A 17,354-nucleotide genomic window follows, 5' to 3' on the forward strand; every position below is an offset into this window, starting at 1 on the left:
GAGGGTCCTAGCCGTCGGTGGAGGAGGAGAGGAGGGGGATGGGGCTCGGGGTGCCCGGAGATGCCGGAGCGCCGGGACCGTCGGGCGCGGTCCGGGCACGCGGCAGGTGCTGTACGGGAGCCGGGCCGGACGTGTCCGGGGTCCGGGTGAGGACGGCCAGCGGGGGTGCCCCGGGCCGGGTGGGCAGGGTGCGTGCGGTCAGGCCGGACTCGGCGACGACGTCCCGCAGTCCGAAGGGCTCCCAGCGGTAGGAGTCGTGGACCTCGCGTTCCGCCCGCGGGGCGCCGTCCCGGTAGACCCGCCAGGTGGAGTGCAGGCGCATCGCGCCGTCGTCCGCCTCGTCCGGTGTGCCGCCGAACGACCACTCGTAGCGGTGGCGTCCGGCGGTCGCGGTGGCGAGCCGGGTCTCGGGCAGGGTCGTCGGTTCCTCGAACTGCATGAGTTCGACGATCACGAGTCCGCCGGGCGCCAGTCGCCGGTTCACCCGCCGCCACAGCCTGGCCCGCTCCTCGGCGTCGAGGTGGCCGAGGACTCCGCAGAGCAGGACAGCGCTGATCCGGTCGGGAAGGTCGAGGTCGGGGGCGGCGTCCGCGGTGACGGTCACCCGGGTCCGCAGGTCCTCGTCGCTGAAGACCCGGCTGGTGAGCACGGCGCGCATGCCGACCGACGGTTCGCAGGCGATGATCTCCGCGTCCGGCCGTGCCCGGGCGACCGCCTCGGTCAGGAGACCGATGCCGGCGCCGATGTCCACCACCGGCCCGGTGCCGAGGTCGGCGTCGGCGAGGAGCGCGGCGACGGCGGGGGCGCTCGCGGTCGCGGTGTGTTCGGCGGCGACGAGGTCGAAGAACTCGGCCGACGGAGAGTACGCGGCGGTGTCCGAGGGCGGGGCCGACGCCTCGTCCGGTGCGGGGCGGGTGTCGGCCGTGTCGCACCGGAACCGCTCCTGTGCGGGGAAGACGTCGCTCACCGCGAGGGGGCGCGGCGTGGGCGGCCGGACGATCTCGGGAGGGCCGAGCCGGGCCGCGAGGTCGGTCCAGACGCGGCACACGGCCAGGTCGTACTGGCCCGCGCGCAGAGCGTCGCCGCCCTGCGCGATCGCGTCGCGGAGACCGTCGAGCGCGTTGCCGATCGCTTCCGGCCACAGGTCGGTGAAGACGGTGCGGAAGGAGCCGGTGCTTCCGACCACCGCCGTGCTCCCGAGTCCCAGGCGGCCGGTGCCGGGGCCGTCCAGGACGAAGCGCCGGTCGGCGTCCCGTCCGATGTGCAGCCGTGGGCTCCACAGCACGGGCCCGTGGGTGTCGGCCAGGGTGAGGACCCCGCCCTCCGTGCCGAGGGCGATCCGGTGCCAGTGCAGGGCGTGGTTGTCCCGGTCGGACGGGTCGAGCTGGTGGTGCACCCGCAGGGTGAGGGGTGCGCCGGCGAACACGCCGTGCAGGGAGCGGAACGGCTGGGGTCCGATGCCGGCGGGCAGCGGTGCCGGGTCCGCGAAGCGCCAGGGGCGCAGGGTGCCCATGGCCTGCCCGAGGATGTCCACCAGGGGGTGCATGAGGTGGATCGGGGTGGCGGCGTCCAGGAAGAGCGGGCGCTGCCGTGCGACGAGCCGCCGGGCCGCCTCGACGAAGGAGCGGACCGGGGCGACGTGCGGGTAGTGGGTGTTGAGCCGGTACTGCACCCCTCGGCGGCGGGCGTGCTTGAGATTGTCCGTCAACTCGGTGAGGTGCACGGGGTGTTCCTGGAGCACGTGGATGCCCCGGTCCATGAGCGCCCGGGCCAGGTCGGTTCCCTGGCCGCCCGAGATGGACGAACTCACCGCCACGCAGGCCGCGTCGATGTCGTCGGGAAGGTCACCGGCGTCCGTGTGGAAGGGGATGCCCAGGCTCTCGGCGTACTCCCTGGAGGCTCGCGATCCCCGGCTCAGGATGCCGGCCAGGGTGTATCCGGGGCGTCGGCGTACGGCTTCGGCGTAGAAGCGGCCGAAGTTGGTGCCGCAGACCAGTACGCGCAGTGGTGTCGAGGTGCTCACAGGACCCCTTCCTCATCCAGCCCGGCGCCGGCGGCCGTTCCGGTGAGCCGGAGGTCGGCGGTCCCGTGGGAGCGCAGGTGCCGCACCACGGCGTCGGGGTCGAGCACGTCGCCGGCGAAGTGGACGCCCGCCGGGACCCCGCCCCGCAGTACCGCGTCCACCGCCAGGGCTCCCACGGCGGCGGTGAGCCGGTAGCTGCTGGCCGTGCGCAGGGTCGCTCCGGCGGTCGCGGGCGCCCCCGAAGCGGTGCCCGACAGCGCGAAGTCCATGACGTAGTAGGGCTTGCGTCCGGCCAGGTCGAGGTCGGCGGCGAGGATCAGCCGCTGCGCCAGGCGGTCCGGGTCCCCTCCGGCGGCGAGGCGGCCGGGCAGGAGGTTGAGCAGGGCGCGTACGGCGGGGCCGGGGTGGACGTTGTACCAGTCGAGCCGGTCGACGCCCAGGTCGCCGGCGAGGCGTTCGCTCTCGCCGCTGAGGTAGGGCTGTACGGCGACCCGGCCGGGGAACGCTCGGTGCACGGTGTCCTCGTCGGTGCGCAGGGCGCGCGGCACGCGACGGCCGCCGCGGACGGCAGCCAGGGCCTCGCCGTAGGCCGCGCCGTGCGCACCGCCCGAGCTGAGGGAGAGCATCAAGTCGTGCGCCACCGTCGGCGAACAGGGCTCCAGGCCCCCGCAGTACGCGGTCAGCGCGGCGACACCGTCCAGGCCCTGCCCGGCCAGCCAGCGGGGCAGGAGGCTGGACAGGCCGGGCAGGGCGCCCGCGGACAGGACGACCGTGCGCGCGTCGCGGGCCGGATCGCCGCCCTTGAGGAGGTCTTCGGCGGCCGGGTCGTCGCCGGCCACGTCGACGCAGTGCGCGCCGGCGTCGAGCGCCGCGAACGCCACGGTGGCGCGGAGCCGGTAGGTGGGGCCGACGCAGTTGAGGACGATGTCGCAGCCCTCGGTGAAGGCACGCAGTCCGTCCGGTGCGGTGGCGTCGGCCCAGACCGTCTCGTCGTGGCCGCCGGGGTTCTCCTCGGCGACCTCGCACAGGGTGGACGCGGTCCGGCCGCCCAGCCGCAGGCCGCTGTGGCCGAGGGCGCGCAGTTCGCGTACGGCGGCCCGGCCGACCGCGCCGGAGGCGCCCAGGACCCCGATCACGGGCTTGCTCATCGGGTGATCGCCCCCTGGGTCAGCTCGGCGAGGGTCTTGAGGATGCCGGGCGCGTGCTCGACGGACAGGCAGCTGTAGTGGTCGCCGCCGATGTCGACGATGTCCAGGTCGCCCAGGGTGAGTTCCTCCCAGTAGGCGGTGACGGCGTCCTTGCTGCCGGGGAAGGGGTAGGCGCCGTCGTGGCGCAGGAAGGTGATGTCACCGGCGTAGGGCTCGGCGTCGTAGCGGGTGATGGCGAAGACGCTCTGCCGGAAGGCGAGGAAGAGCCGGGTCATGTGGTCGGGTTCGTAGGTGCCGGCCGATGCGGGCACCGCCTCGCACATCCGCGCGATACGGGTGGCCCGGGGGATGCCGGCCAGCTCCCGGAAGCGTCCCGCGACGTCCGCGAACTCCTCTGCCAGTGCGGCGAGTCCGCCGTCCGGCAGGACGCCGGGACTGGCGGCCAGGACCGCGTCGGCGGCCGCGGCGACCCGGTGCTGGTCGTCGGGGAAGCCGAGGTCGGCGGGGTCGATGCCCATCATGACGGCGAAGGAGTACTCGGCGAGCAGTTCGTCGTCGAGCCGGAAGCGGGGGCTGTGGCTGCTGATGACGGTGAGGCTCTCCACCTCGGCCCCGGACTCGGCGAGGTTGCGGGCCACCTCGGTGGCGATCAGGCCGCCAAGGCAGTAGCCGACGACGTGGAAGCGGCTGCGGCCGTCGGCGGTCAGGGCGCGGGCGTAGTCGGCCGCCATCTGCTCGATGAGCCCCTCCGGCGGCGCGGCGAGGAAGCCGTTCAGGTCCGGGACCTCCACGCCCACGACCTCGGCGAGTCCCGGTGAGCGGCGCCGGATCTCGGTGATCAGCGCCCGGTACGGCATGATCGTCGCGGTTCCGGCGTGGACCAGGACGGTGGTCGGCTCGTCGTCGGAGCGGGCGCCGTGCAGGTGGATCACCGGGTCCGTGCGTACGGCACCGGCGGCCGGCGCGTCCTCGGTGCCCGCGAGAGCGCGCAGGAACGCGGCGAGCCCGGCGACCGTCGGGCGGCGCAGCATGTGGCGCAGCACGACCTCCCACTCCAGGTCGGCGGCCTGCGGCACGCGTTCACGCAGCCGGCCCACCATGCGCGCGACGAGGAGCGAGTCGCCGCCGAGGTCGAAGAAGTCGTCGCCCCGGGCGACGCTCTCGGCCGCGAGGAGTTCCGACCACAGCTCGGCGAGGGCCCTCTCCAGGTCGTCCATGGGCTTCTCGTCCACGACGGCCGGGCCGCTCTCGCTGGGCAGCCAGCTCCGCAGGCGGGCACGGTCGGTCTTGCCGTTGGCCGTGCGGGGCAGGGAGTCGACGACCTGCCACACCGAGGGGAGCATGTACTCCGGGAGCCGGGTCGCCGCGGTGCGGGCCAGTTCGCCCACCGGGACGTGGTGGCGGTCGTCCTTCAGCGTGGCGAGGAAGACCTCCTGGCCGGTCCGGGCCAGCGCGTCCTGGGCGTCGGGCAACGAGGTGACCTCGGACGCGCCGTGCGCTTCGAGGAGTTGGCGCCACTGCGCGTGGGTGAGGAAGGACTGCCCGTGGTGCTCGCGCACGTCGGTCCACGTCCGTCCCGCGACCTCGAGGAACTCCATGGAGACCAGCAGGGGCAGGTTCTCGTCGCGGGTGTTCTCCACGAACACGAGCTGTCCGCCGGGCACCAGCAGTTCCCGCAGCCGGCCCACGGCCGCGTCCGCGTCCGCGGCGGCGTGCAGGGTGTTGGCGCAGATCACCACGTCGAAGGTGTTGGGCAGCAGGTGCTGGGCGCGCGGGTCCTCGTCGACGTCGAAGCGCTGGTAGCGGACCCAGGCGTGGTCGGCGAAGCGCTCGCGGGCCTCGTTGAGGAAGAAGGCGGAGGCGTCCGTGAACAGGTAGTCGACGCCGTACTCGGCGAGGACGGGCACCAGTTCACCCGTGGTGCCGCCGACGCCGCCGCCCACCTCCAGGACGCGCAGCCACTCCTCGCCGGTGTGGCCCGCGGCGATCTCGCGCAGGGCGGCGACCACCGCGTGGTTGAGATGCCGGATGGCGAGGTTGTCGCGGTAGGCGGCGTCCGCTGCCTCGGTGGCCGCGCCGGGGAAGAGCAGTTCCCGGATGCCCGTCTCCCCGGAGACCAGTGCGGGCAGCCGCTCGGCGCAGGTGCGCATGACGGTGAGCAGTTCCGTGCTCCAGCCGACCTCGTGTTCCAGTTCCGCGGCCCGCCGCCAGCCGTGTTCCGCTTCGCTGTCCGGGACGGTGACGAGACCGGTGTAGGTGTCGTCGGAGTCCCGGTGGGTGAGGCGGTCGCGTGCCGCCAGGGCACGCAGCCAGCGCCGCACAATGTGCCGGTGGCGGGGCGTGGCGCGCAGTGCCGTGCCCACCTCCTCGGCCGTGCGCGAGGCGCCGTCCGCGAAGGCTCCGGAGACGTGGAGGACACGGGTCATCTCCGCGAGGGCCACGTCGTCGAGGGCGGCCAGGAATTCCGTGAGCCGTACGGCGTCGACGGCCGCGGAGGCTTCCCGTACGGCGTCGGCGGCTGCCGCCCGCGCCTGTGTCCGCGTCGCCGGGGTTCCGGCACGGTCCGCGTCCGCGTCCGCCGGGCCGTCCTTGCGGGCCGTCTCCACGTACGCGGCGAGGCGTCGGCCTCCGGCCGCCAAGTCGTCGACGACGACGGCGCCCGCCGCGACCCGGGGGTGGGCCTGCACGGCGGCTTCGACCTCGGCCAGTTCGACCCGGTAGCCGCGGATCTTGATCTGGGCGTCCTCCCGGCCCAGGAACTCGATGGTGCCGTCGGGGAGGTACCGTCCGAGGTCACCGGTGCGGTAGAGCCGCTCCCCGGTGGCGGGGTCGGTGAGGAACCGTTCCGCGGTGCGGCCCTCGTCGCCGAAGTAGCCCTGGGCGACGCCGGCGCCGCCGATGTACAGCTCGCCCGGGACCCATTCGGGCCGTGGACGCAGCTGCCGGTCGAGCACGGCGAACGTCTGGTTGGTCAGGGGCGTGCCGTACGGGATGCTCGGGCGTGCGGTGTCCACCTGGCCGATCGGATGGGCGATGGACCAGATGGATCCTTCGGTCGCTCCGCCGAGGGAGACGATCTCCAGCCCGGGGAGGAGTTCGCGGGCCTGGTCCGGCAGGGCGACCGGTATCCAGTCGCCGGATATCAGTGCGAGACGCAGCGAGGCGTCGTCCGTGGGCGGCTCGGGGCGCAGCCAGTCGCACAGCATGTGGAGCTGGCCGGGTACGGAGTTCCACACCGTGACGCCGAAGTCGCGGACGAGTTCGGCCCAGTGGGAGGGGTCGCCGCGCCGGTCGGCGTGGGGCAGGACGAGGGTGGCACCGACGGCGAGCGGTCCGAACAGGTCGTAGACGGAGAGGTCGAAGCCGAGTCCCGCGATGCCGAGGACGCGGTCGCGCTCGGTGACGGTGAAGCGGCGGTTGATGTCCTCGATCGTGTTGAGGGCGGCTCGGTGGCTGATCATCACACCCTTGGGCGTGCCGGTGGAGCCGGAGGTGTAGATGATGTACGCGAGGTCGTCCGGGTGGCGCCGTGCTCCGTTCGCCCCGGGTGTCGCCGCGGCGTCCTCGGGGAGCAGGTCGACGGCGAGTGCCGCGACGTCCGCCGGGAGGTCGTCGATCTCGGCGAGCCAGGACTGGGTGAGGACCGTGCGGACGCCCGCGTCCGCGATGATCGTGTCCCGGCGGGCCGGTGGCTGTGCCGTGTCGACCGGCAGATAGGCGCCGCCCGCCATGAGTGTGCCGAAGACGGCGACGACCTGCTCCCAGCCCTTGTCCGCCCAGATCGCCACGGGCTCCCCGGGGCGCAGTCCGGACGCGGTCAGTGCCTCGGCGAGAGCGCCCGCGCGGGCCACGAGCTGCCGGTAGGTGAGGACCAGTTCGGGGGTGCGGACTGCGACGGCGTCCGGTGTGGCCCGGGCCCGGGCGAGTACGGGTTCGTGCAGGAGGGTGTCCGGCAGGGGCCCCTCGGTCGCGTTGACCGCGTTGCGGCGCACCGCCTGTGCCTCGGGAAGCGGGATCTCGGCCGGTGCGTCCCAGGCCGCGTCCCCGCCCTCGCCCTCGGCCGACAGAGCCCGTACGAGTGCCGTGTACGCGTCGAACATGGCGTCGGCCACCCCGTGGGCGAGGGTGCCCTCGCGGATGTCCCAGGACAGGCTCAGGGTGTCGCCGCGGTGCATGACCTGGCAGTCGAGCCACACCTGCGGGGTCCGCGTCAGGGCGTAGGTCACCTCGGGGGGCACGCCCTCGCAGGTGGCGCCGGTGCCGAGGGCGCTGGTGAAGACGACCGGCATCAGCACCGGTGCGCCGGCCCCGCGGGACAGTTCGGCGAGCACCTCGGAGCCGGTGAACAGGGGGTGCGCGAGGTCGTCCAGGAGCCGCGCCCCGACGGAACGGGTGCGCTCCGCGAAGGTGGCCGGGTGGTCCAGGTCCACGGCGAGCAGTTCGAGCGAGGTGAAGTCGCCGACGAGCCGGCCGATGTCCTCGTGCAGGTCGGGCCGGTCCACCGTGGGCACGTTGAGCGTGAACCGGCTGGTGCGCGACCAGCGGCCCACCGTCTCGGCGTACGCGGTGAGCAGTACCGTGGAAAGGGTCAGTCCGCGCCGCGCGGCCCGCTCGGTGAGGCGGTCCCGGTCGGCCGCGGGCAGCAGGACCTCCAGCCTGCGGAAGGTCACCGGCTCCGAGGTGGCCGGGGTGCGGCCCCTCTCCCCGGCGCCGCCGACGCCCGCCTCCCAGGCTTCGGCGAGCGGCAGTTCGGGTGCGGGCGGCAGGGTGTCGAGCCGTTCGGTCCAGTAGGCGCGGTCGCGGGTGTGCGCGTCGGAGTCGGCGAGGGCGCGGCGGGCCAGGACGTAGTCGCGGAAGGCGATCCGGGGTGCCTCGGAGAGGGGTTCACCGCCGTAGCTCCGCTGGAACTCCGCGAGGAGGATGCGCAGGCCGGCGTGGTCGACGACCAGCATGTCGAAGGAGAGGTGGAGTACGTCCCGATCCGCTGTCCGGCTCACGCGCACCTCGAAGAGCGGCCACCGGTCGGTGGGCGCCTCGCGTGCGGACAGCCGCGCACGGGTGCGCTCCAGCTCCGCCTCGGCGACGGCCGGCGAGAGCGCGGTCAGGTCGTCGGCCTCGACGACGAGGGAGGGTACGTCGGCCAGGACCTGCTGGTAGCCGTCGTGGTGGACGACGGCACGGAGCATGTCGTGCCGCCGGACCAGCTCCCGCCACGACGCGGTGACGCGGTCCACGTCGAGGTCGGGGTATTCCAGTTCGACGTAGGCGTGGCAGCCGACACCTCCGTAGGCGTAGGCGTCGGTGCGGCCGATCAGGTAGGCGGCCTGGATGTCCGTCAGCGGGAAGGGCGCGTGGCGGTTGTCCGGGTCGGCCCGCAGCACCGGTTCCTCCGCTTCCAGGTGGCGCAGGAGGGCTTCCTTGTGGGTCCGCAGTTCGGCCCGGTGTGCGTCGGTGAGGCGGCCCTGGGGGGCGCGGAAACGCAGTTGGCCGTCCTGGGCCCAGAGCACCACGCCCTCGTCGGCGTAACGGGCCAGCAGTTCAGGGATGTTCACAGCTCTCCGGTCTCGTAGGCGGTCCCGTGGGCCGCGAGCGTTCGGGTGATGTCCGCGGCGAGCGCGGCGACGGTCGGTGCGGCGAAGAAGCGCCGGGCGGGCACGGTGGCCCCGAGGCGGCGCTCGATCGCGGTGAGCAGGCGCAGGGCGGTGAGGCTGTCGCCGCCCGCGGTGAAGAAGTTGGCGTGGCGGTCGGGCGTCCAGTGCGGCAGATGCTCGCTCCACAGGCCGGCGAGGGCCGTCTCGGTCTCGCCGTGCGGGGGTTCGGTCACGGCGGGCGCCGTCTCCGGTCCCGCCGGAGCGGCCAGCGCCGTCCGGTCGACCTTGCCGTTCGCGGTGAGCGGCAGGGCCGGCAGCAGCTGGATGCGGGAGGGGACCGCGTAGCCGGGCACTCGCTCGGCCAGCAGGGCGAAGAGACTCTCGGTGAGGCCGGGGTCCGCCGCGGGTGTGCCGGGCTCGACGGCACCGGCGGACCGCGCGTGCGTCGGCTCGTGCGGTACCGCGAAGGCGGCCAGGCGCTTCGCGGTCCGCTCCCCCACCGCCACGACGGCGGCCCGGGCGACGGCCGGGTGGGACTCCAGCGCGGCCTCGATCTCACCGGCCTCGATGCGGTGGCCCGCGATCTTCAACTGGCTGTCGAGGCGGCCCAGGAACTCCAGCAGTCCGTCTCCCCGGAACCGGCCCAGGTCACCGGTCCGGTACCAGCGCCGCCCGTCCCGTTCGACGAACTTCTCGGCGGTGCGGGCCGGGTCGGCCAGGTAGCCGCCGGCCAGTCCGGCGCCGCCGATCCACAGTTCGCCGGGCGTCCAGTCGGGGCAGTCCCGTCCGTCCCGGTCGACCACGCGGTAGTGCTGCCCGGTCAGGGGACGTCCGTAGGGGATGGAGACCCATCGGGGGTCCAGCTTCTCGACGGTGAGCGTGTTGGACCAGATGGCGGCCTCGGTCGCACCGCCCATGGCGACGAAGACGCAGGGACGGGCGGTGCGCTCCCGCAGGCGGCAGGGCAGGTCGAGGCCGATCCAGTCGCCCGACACCAGCGCCGTCCGCAGCCCCGCGATACGTCCACCCTGCGGCGTCTCCTGCTCGTCGGCGTCGAGGAGCAGGTCGAGCAGTGCCGGGACGGTGTTCCAGACGGTCACCCCGTGGCGGTCGAGCAGGCCCGGCCAGCGGGCCGGTGCACGGCGCTGGTCCTCGGTGGGCAGCAGGAGGGAGCCGCCCGCGCCGAGCAGCCCGAAGACGTCGTACACGGACAGGTCGAAGTCCAGTGCCGACAGGGCGAAGACCCGCTCGTCCGCGCCGATGCCGTGCCGGGCGTTGATGTCCGCGATCGTGTTCCAGGCGGCCGCGTGGGTGATCTGCACCCCCTTGGGCTCACCGGTGGAACCCGAGGTGAAGATGACGTAGGCGAGCGCTTCGGGAGACGTGTGCGACGGTGCGGGCAGCGGCTCGTGGCCCTGCGTCTCCGTGACGGACAGGGCACGGGGAGCCGTTCCGCCCGGAGCGGGCCAGTCGCCCACGACTATCTGGAAGGCGGCGGTGGCGCGCACCCGCTCCAGTCGTGCGGCGGGCTGTTCGGGGCTCAGCGGTACGTAGGCGGCGCCGGCCGCGAGGACACCGAGGACCGCGGCGATCTGCTCCGGTCCCTTGGGCAGGGTCACCGCGACCAGGTCGCCCGGGGCCACGCCGGCGTCACCGAGCGCGGCGGCCGTGCGCAGCGCCCGGTCGGCGAGGGTCCCGTACGTCACCTCCTCCCCCGCGGTCGTGACGAGGGCGGTCCGGTCGGGGACGGCCTTCGCGTGGGCGAAGAACGCCGCGTGCAGCGGGCGCGGGACCACCGGTTCCAGGGCGGCCTCCCGTGCGGCGGCGGCCCGCCGTTGGAGGTGGGAGGCGGGCAGCAGACCGGGCAAGGGCGCGTCCCAGTCACCGGCGGCGACGTATCCCAGCAGCCTCTCGTAGGCGCCGAGCATCGCGTCCAGTACGCCCTCGGGGAAGAGTTCCTCGACGGCGTCCCAGGTGACGACCAGGTTCCCGGACTCCTCGGTGACCTGGTTGTCCAGGCACACCTGCGGGGACTGCGAGATGCCCCAGACCTTCGCGGGGAAGCCGGTGCCCGGTCCGGCCAGCGTCGCGTCACCGACGCCGATGGCGCTGGTGAACACCACGGGCGCGGCGGCGTCCACGGTGCCCGTCCGGCGGCCGAACTCCCTCAGCAGCCAGTCGACCGGGACGTTCAGGTGGTCCAGGTCCTCCGCCTGGCGGCGTTGCAGTGCCTCGGCCGCCTCCAGCCAGGACCCGCCGTCGCGCCGGTGCCCGGCCAGCGAGAGGGAGGTGAAGTCGCCCAGCACCCGGTGGATGTGGGGGTGGACGTCTCGGCGGTTGAAGAGGGTGAGCGTGACGGTCAGCGCGTCCGTCCCGCTCCAGGTCTCCAGGACCTCCGCGTACAGGGCCAGCAGGACGGTGGACGGGGTGAGGCCGTGCCGGGCCGCCTCCCGCTTGACGGTCTGCCATTCCTCGGCGGGCAGGCTCAGCCGGCGCCGGGTGAAGACGGGCACGTCGAGGGTCGCCGGGTCCCGGTCGAAGGGCAGGGCCGGCGGGGGCGGGAGTTCGGACAGCCGCTCCTGCCAGTGGGCGCGGGCCCGCTCGGCCGGCCCCGGGTCGGTGGGGAGCCCGGTGAGGTAGTCGCGGAACGACACGTCGACGGGCGGCAGTTCGTGCTCGGGGTCGGCGTAGAGCACGTTCAGTTCGGCGTAGAGCGTGGTGATGGAGAGGGCGTCCAGGACCAGGTAGTCCAGGCCGACGCCCAGGCGGGTGCGTACGGCGCCGCCATCGTCGTAGCGCACCGCCTCGACCGCGAAGAGGGGCCATCGGGCGGGGTCGCGCACCTGCTGGGACAGGCGGGCGCGCAGGCCGGCCAGCGCCTCGTCGGCGTCGCCGGCCGGGACGTCCGCCACCGGTATGCGCAGGGGCGGTACGTCGGGCAGGACGCGCTGGTGTCCGTCCTCCACGACCGCGCGGAGCATGCCGTGCCGCCGGACGAGGGTGTTCCAGGCGCGCTCCAGCCGGTCGAGGTCGACGTCGGGGCCGTCGAACTCCGTGTAGTGCCAGGTGCCGACGCCGCCGAGGGTGAAACGGGGGTCGCGGCCGGTGTGGTAGGCGGCTTGGACGTCCGTGAGCGGGAAGGGCTCGTGGGCGCGGTCCGGGTCGGGCACGAGGACCGGTACGGCGGCCGGTACGGGCTGTGCCTCGGTGGCGGCCCGGGGGTGCAGTGTCTCGCAGAAGTGCTGCAGTACGGGGCGGGCGAAGAGGTCGGCCACGCGGGCGTCGGGGAATCCGGCGGCACGCAGCCGGCCGATCATCCGGGTCGCGACGAGCGAGTCCCCGCCGAGCAGGAAGAAGCTGCTCTCGCGGCCCACTTCGGGCACGTCGAGCAGGTCGGCCCACTCGGCAGCCACCGCGGTTTCCACCGGTCCGGCCGGTGCCGAGGTGCGGGGGCCGTCGTCTCCGGCCTCCTCGGTCAGCGCCCGGCGCACGGCCGCCCGGTCCAGCTTGCCGTTGGCGGTCAGCGGCAGGTCGCCCAGGACGAGCAGGCGCTCGGGGACCATGTACGCGGGAAGCCGCTGCGCCGCCCGCAGGCGCACCTGGTCGGGATCGGGTGCCTCGCCGGGGGCGGACAGGGTGGCGGCGAGGTGTCGTACGGGTGTGTCGAGGACGCAGGCGACCGCGTGCAGCACGGCGGGGTCGTCCTCCAAGGCGGACTCGACCTCGCCGAGTTCGATCCGGTGACCGCCGATCTTCACCTGGTGGTCGGCGCGGCCGAGGAACTCCAGTACGCCGTCGGGCCGGTAGCGGGCGAGGTCGCCGCTGCGGTACCAGCGTTCGCCGTCGTACTCGACGAAGCGTTCGGCGGTCCGCTCGGGGTCCGCTCGGTAGCCGTTGGCCACACCGGGCCCGCCGATCCACAGCTCGCCGGGGACGAGGTCCGGGCAGTCGCGCCCCCGTCCGTCCACGACCCGGGCCCGCATGTTGCGCAGCGGAACGCCGTAGGGGACGGACTTCCAGGCGGGATCGGTCTCCTCGACCTCGAACACCGTGGAGTGGACGGCGGCCTCCGTCATGCCGCCGAGCGCCACGAAGCGGCAGCCGGGCACGAGGGCGCGCAGTCTGCGGGGCTGGTCCAGGCCGACCCAGTCCCCTCCGAGCAGCACCATGCGCAGACTGTCGCCGAGGCCGTCGTCCTCCCCGGCGGCCATCAGCAGGTCCAGCAGGGCGGGCACGCACTGCACCAGCGTCACGCCGTGCGCGCGCACCAGGTGGGCCCAGTGGTGGGCGTCGCGGCGGTGCTCCTGTCCGACGGTCACCACTTGGCCGCCGAGCGACAGCGGGGTGAAGATGTCCCAGGTGGCGAGGTCGAAGTCGAGCGCGGAAATGGCGAGGGTGCGGTCCTCGGGGCCGAGGCCGAGCTGCTCCGCCATCGCCTCGACGGTGTTGACGACCGCGCGGTGCGACACCTCGACGCCCTTGGGCAGCCCGGTGGAGCCGGACGTGAACAGCACGTAGGCGGGCAGTGCGGGGTCCGGCCGGACTACAGGGGCGGGCTCGTGCGTCGCGGCGTCCTCCAGGAGCAGCACCGGGGCCGCGGAGACCCCCTCGCACAGCGGCGCGTGCTCCTGGTCGGTGAGCACCGCAGAGGCTCCGGCCACGGAGTGGATGCGTTCGCGGCGTACGGCGGGCTGCTCGACGCCGACGGGGGCGTACGCGGCGCCCGCGGCCAGGATGCCGAGGACGGCGGTGATCTGGTCGGCGCCCTTGGGTAGCGTCAGCGCGACGGTGTCGCCCTCCCGGACGCCGTGACCGTGCAGCAGCCCGGCGATCCTCCGGGCGGTGTCGGCGAGTTCCCCGTAGGTGAGGGTGTCGCCGCCGGTGCGGACGACGGCGACGCGGTCCGGCTCGGTCTCGGCGAGCCGGAAGAAGCGGGTGTGCAGGGCGCGGTCCGGTGCGGGCGCGGGCGGCAGCGCCGCCACCGCGCGCCCCGGCAGGACGCCGGGGGCGAGCAGGCCGTCCACCGGCCGGGCCCAGGTGTCGGGGTCCGTGATCAGACGGGTGATGAGGCCGCGGTAGGCGTCGAACGCGGCGTCGGGCACGGTGGCCTCGAACACGCCGTCCCTGACGTCCCAGTTGAGGAGGAGTCCGCCGTCGAGTTCGGTGACCTGGGCGTCCAGGTACACCTGGGGGCCCTGGGAGATGATCCAGGAGGGTCGGCCGAAGGCCTTCTGGACGTCCTGCTCGAAGATCTCGCCCAGTCCGATGGCGCTGGTGTACACGACCGGGGCCAGCACCGGGGCTCCCTCGGCGCGGGCGAGGTCGCGCAGGACCTCGACACCGCCGTACGCGCCGTGGGAGATGCCTTCCTGGAGGCGTTCCTGAAGCCCGCGGGCCTGTCGGGCGAACGGCAGGGGCGCGCTCATGTCCGCGTCGAGCAGGACCGAGCTGCTGAAGTCCCCGACCAGACCGGCCACGTCGGGGGTGAACATCTCCCGGTCGAACAGGGGGAGGTTGAGCAGGAAGCGCCGGCTGTCGCTCCAGGCGGCGACGACCTCGGCGAAGGCGGTGGCGAGGGCCGCGGCGGGGGTGATGCCGTGCCGTCGTGCGGCGCTGATCAGCGCGGCCTTGTCGGCGGGGCCCAGCCAGTGGTGCAGGCGGCGCGAGTGGGTGAGCGTGGTGTCGCCGGCGCCGACCGGGGTGAGCGGGTCGACGGTGGTCGGCAGGCGCGGCGCGCGGGGCAGCTCCGGCAGGCGCTCGCGCCACCAGGCGGCGTGCTGCTCACGTTCCGCGTCACGTCGGGCGGCGTGCTCCGCGAGGTACGTGCGGTAGTCGAGGCCGAGTGCGCGGGGCCGGTCGTCGGGACAGTCGTAGAGGCGGCGCAGATCGGACAGGAGGACGCGCAGGCTCAGGGCGTCGCCGGCCATCATGTCGAGGTCGATCTGCAGCCGGGTCCGGCCTTCGGGGAGCAGGCACAGGGCCGCGCGGAAGACGTCGCCGGAGGTGATGTCGGGGCGGGCGTGGGTGTTGCGTTCGCGCAGCAGCTCCAGCTCGGTCTCGGCGTCCCGCGGATCGCGGTCACGCAGGTCGTGGACGGTGAGGGGGGCTCCCGGCGGGCCGAAGCGCTGCCGGCCCTCCTCGTCGAAGACGGCCCTCAGCATGCCGTGGCGGAGCACGAGGGCGCGCAGCGCGGTGTCGAGCCGGTCGGGGTCGACCTCCTGGCCGTCGAGTTCGACGTAGAAGTGCGCGGCGACGCCGCCGAGCGGCTGGCCGTCCTGGCGTCCGATCCAGTAGGCGTGCTGCATCGTCGCCAGCGGGAAGGGCTCCGCCGGTTCCTCGTCGGCGGGCGCGTGGAGCGCGGTGGCCGGACCGGCCGGTGCGGGGCGCGTGGGTGCCTCGACGGGATGCTCCTGCCCGAGCAGGGCCGTCCAGGCTTCGAGGGTCGGGGTGCGGGTCAGCTCCTGGAAGGTGACCGTAGTGTCGGCGCGCCGCCACGTGCCGACCAGGGACATCAACACCAGTGAGTCGAGACCGAGTTCGAAGAGGTCGCGGTCGTCGTCCAGCTCGTGCGGCGCCATCTCCAGCGCGCGTGCCACCGCTTCACGCACGGCGTCCGGTGCGAAGAGGGACCTCTCGCCCTCCGCCGTTCGCGCTGGGACGACTGCTTCATCGCTCACTGGTGGGGCCTTCCGGTCTGGGGCGGGGCGGGTGAAGTGGCCGCGTCGGCGGCGGGGCTCCGTCCGAGGGACTGAAGCCCCCCTAGATAGAAATGATTTTCATTTCTATAATTCACATCGTAGTCACACAAGGGGCTGTGGCGCCAGAGCCCTCGGCCCGGCAATGAGAGGCAGAACCCCATGACCGAGACTGAACAGACCTGGTCCGAGGCGGAATCGGCCCGCTACCGGGCCGCCGGCCACTGGGAGGGAGTCACCTTCGGCGCACGTCTGCGCCGGGCGGCGGCGGACCACGGCAGCCGGGTCGCCCTGGTCGACGGGGACCGCCGGTGGACCTTCGCGGACCTGGACGCCGAGGCCGACCGCGTCGCCCTCGGACTGCGCGGAATCGGCGTCGGACGGGGCGACCGCGTCGTGGTCCAGCTCCCCAACCGCGCCGAGTTCGTGCTCGTCTGGTTCGGGCTGCAGCGCCTCGGCGCGGTCCCGGTGCACGCCATGCCCGGCCACCGGCGCCGGGAGATCGGTCATCTGGTTCGCGTGTCGGGGGCGGTGGCCTGTGTGGTGCCCGACCGGCACGCACGGTTCGACTACCGGGAGCTGATGCGCGCGGTGCGGGCGGAACACGAGCCGAACCGCTCGCCGCTCACCGTCGTCGTGGTCGGCGATCCCGGTCAGGAGAGTGGATTCGTCCCGTTCGAGGCGCTGCGGGCGGCTGATCCCTCGTCGCCCGGTCGTACCTCGCCGGGCGCCCCGCCGACTCCGGGCGCCGACGACGGCGGAGCTGACCCCGGCGACGTCGCCCTCCTGCTGCTGTCCGGCGGCACCACGGGCCTTCCCAAGCTCATCCCGCGCACGCACGACGACTACGCCTACAACGCCCGTGCCTGCGCCGAGGTCTGCGCCCTCGACGAACAGACCGTCTATCTGGCGGTGCTGCCGCTCGGCTTCAACTTCGCTTTCGCCTGCCCCGGTGTGCTCGGCACCCTCATGGCCGGCGGCACGGTCGTGGTCGCCCCGGATCCCAGCCCCCAGACGGCGTTCGCTCTCGTCGAGCGGGAGGGCGTGACCCTGGCCTCCCTCACGCCTCCGCTCGTCGCCCACTGGATGGACGAGGCCGCCGCCGGCTCCTGGGACCTCGGCAGCCTCGCCGTGGTGCAGGTGGGCGGGGCCCGGCTGCCCGAGGAGCAGGCCCGCAAGCTCGGTCCGGCGCTCGGGGTGACCGTGCAGCAGGTCTTCGGCATGGCGGAGGGGTTGATCAACCTCACGCGGCTCGACGATCCCGAGGACCTCGTCTGCGCCACCCAGGGCCGGCCCGTCTCTCCGGACGACGAGATCCTGGTGGTGGACGCCGACGGCAGGCCCGTGCCGGACGGGTCGGCGGGTGAACTGCTCACCCGGGGCCCGTACACGCTGCGCGGTTACTACCGCGCCGAGGAGCACAACCGCACGGCCTTCACCCCCGACGGCTACTACCGCAGCGGCGACGTGGTGCGGCGGCTGCCGTCCGGGCACCTCGTGGTGGTGGGCCGGATCAAGGACCAGATCAACCGCGGCGGCGAGAAGATCGCCGCGGTCGAGGTGGAGGAGCAGCTGCTCGCGCATCCGGCGATCACCGCGGCGGCGCTGGTGGGTGTGCCGGACGAGCGCCGGGGCGAGCGGACCGTCGCCTTCGTGGTCTGCGACGGCGCGGCTCCCGGCGTGCGGGAGGTGGCCGCCCATCTGAAGGAGCGCGGACTCGCCGAGTACAAGGCGCCGGACGAGGTCGTCCAGGTGTCCGGCCTCCCGCTCACCGCCGTCGGGAAGGTCGACAAGGCCACGCTGGCACGGGAGTTGCTCCGCCGGTGACGCGCGGCCCGGAGGGGCGCCCGCTGCTGTGCCGGGTGCCCCTCCGGGCCACCGTGTGAAGCCCTTCAAC

The 17,354-nt window shown here is 73.9% G+C and carries 5 protein-coding genes; 1 reads left to right on the top strand and 4 read right to left on the bottom strand.

The genetic code is table 11. From position 1 onward, the window contains the following. Nucleotides 1-7: 7 nt before the first annotated feature. The 4 genes from ACIQFU_RS08565 to ACIQFU_RS08580 are packed head-to-tail and all read right to left on the bottom strand — an operon-like array spanning nucleotide 8 to nucleotide 15,439. Nucleotides 8-2,023 carry a Gfo/Idh/MocA family oxidoreductase gene (locus ACIQFU_RS08565; RefSeq protein ID WP_402550070.1) on the bottom strand — a complete coding sequence of 672 codons (2,016 nt, stop codon included), beginning with the start codon at nucleotides 2,021-2,023 and terminating at the stop codon, nucleotides 8-10. Continuing rightward, complete coding sequence (locus tag ACIQFU_RS08570; protein ID WP_402550072.1) at nucleotides 2,020-3,171, bottom strand: saccharopine dehydrogenase NADP-binding domain-containing protein; 1,152 nt, start codon at nucleotides 3,169-3,171, stop codon at nucleotides 2,020-2,022. The genes ACIQFU_RS08565 and ACIQFU_RS08570 overlap by 4 nt, the downstream gene beginning before the upstream one ends. Further along, nucleotides 3,168-8,723 (bottom strand): amino acid adenylation domain-containing protein, encoded by a 5,556-nt coding sequence (locus ACIQFU_RS08575; RefSeq protein WP_402550073.1) that lies wholly within the window; start codon nucleotides 8,721-8,723, stop codon nucleotides 3,168-3,170. Before ACIQFU_RS08575 ends, ACIQFU_RS08570 begins: the two co-directional genes overlap by 4 nt. Next, complete coding sequence (locus ACIQFU_RS08580; protein ID WP_402550074.1) at nucleotides 8,720-15,439, bottom strand: amino acid adenylation domain-containing protein; 6,720 nt, start codon at nucleotides 15,437-15,439, stop codon at nucleotides 8,720-8,722. Before ACIQFU_RS08580 ends, ACIQFU_RS08575 begins: the two co-directional genes overlap by 4 nt. A 180-nt stretch (nucleotides 15,440-15,619) precedes the next feature. Here ACIQFU_RS08580 and ACIQFU_RS08585 point away from each other — a divergent pair, with 180 nt between their 5' ends. Beyond that, nucleotides 15,620-17,284, top strand: a complete 1,665-nt coding sequence (locus ACIQFU_RS08585) for a (2,3-dihydroxybenzoyl)adenylate synthase (RefSeq protein ID WP_402550075.1) — start codon at nucleotides 15,620-15,622, stop codon at nucleotides 17,282-17,284. Nucleotides 17,285-17,354: the final 70 nt, after the last annotated feature.

The organism is Streptomyces sp. NPDC093065, from assembly GCF_044754585.1.
GTDB lineage: Bacteria > Actinomycetota > Actinomycetes > Streptomycetales > Streptomycetaceae > Streptomyces.

Coding starts and splice junctions, on each gene's coding strand:
- ACIQFU_RS08585 (WP_402550075.1), top strand. CDS start 15,620: ATGACCGAGACTGAACAGACCTGGTCCGAGGCGGAATCGGCCCGCTAC.
- ACIQFU_RS08570 (WP_402550072.1), bottom strand. CDS start 3,171: ATGAGCAAGCCCGTGATCGGGGTCCTGGGCGCCTCCGGCGCGGTCGGC.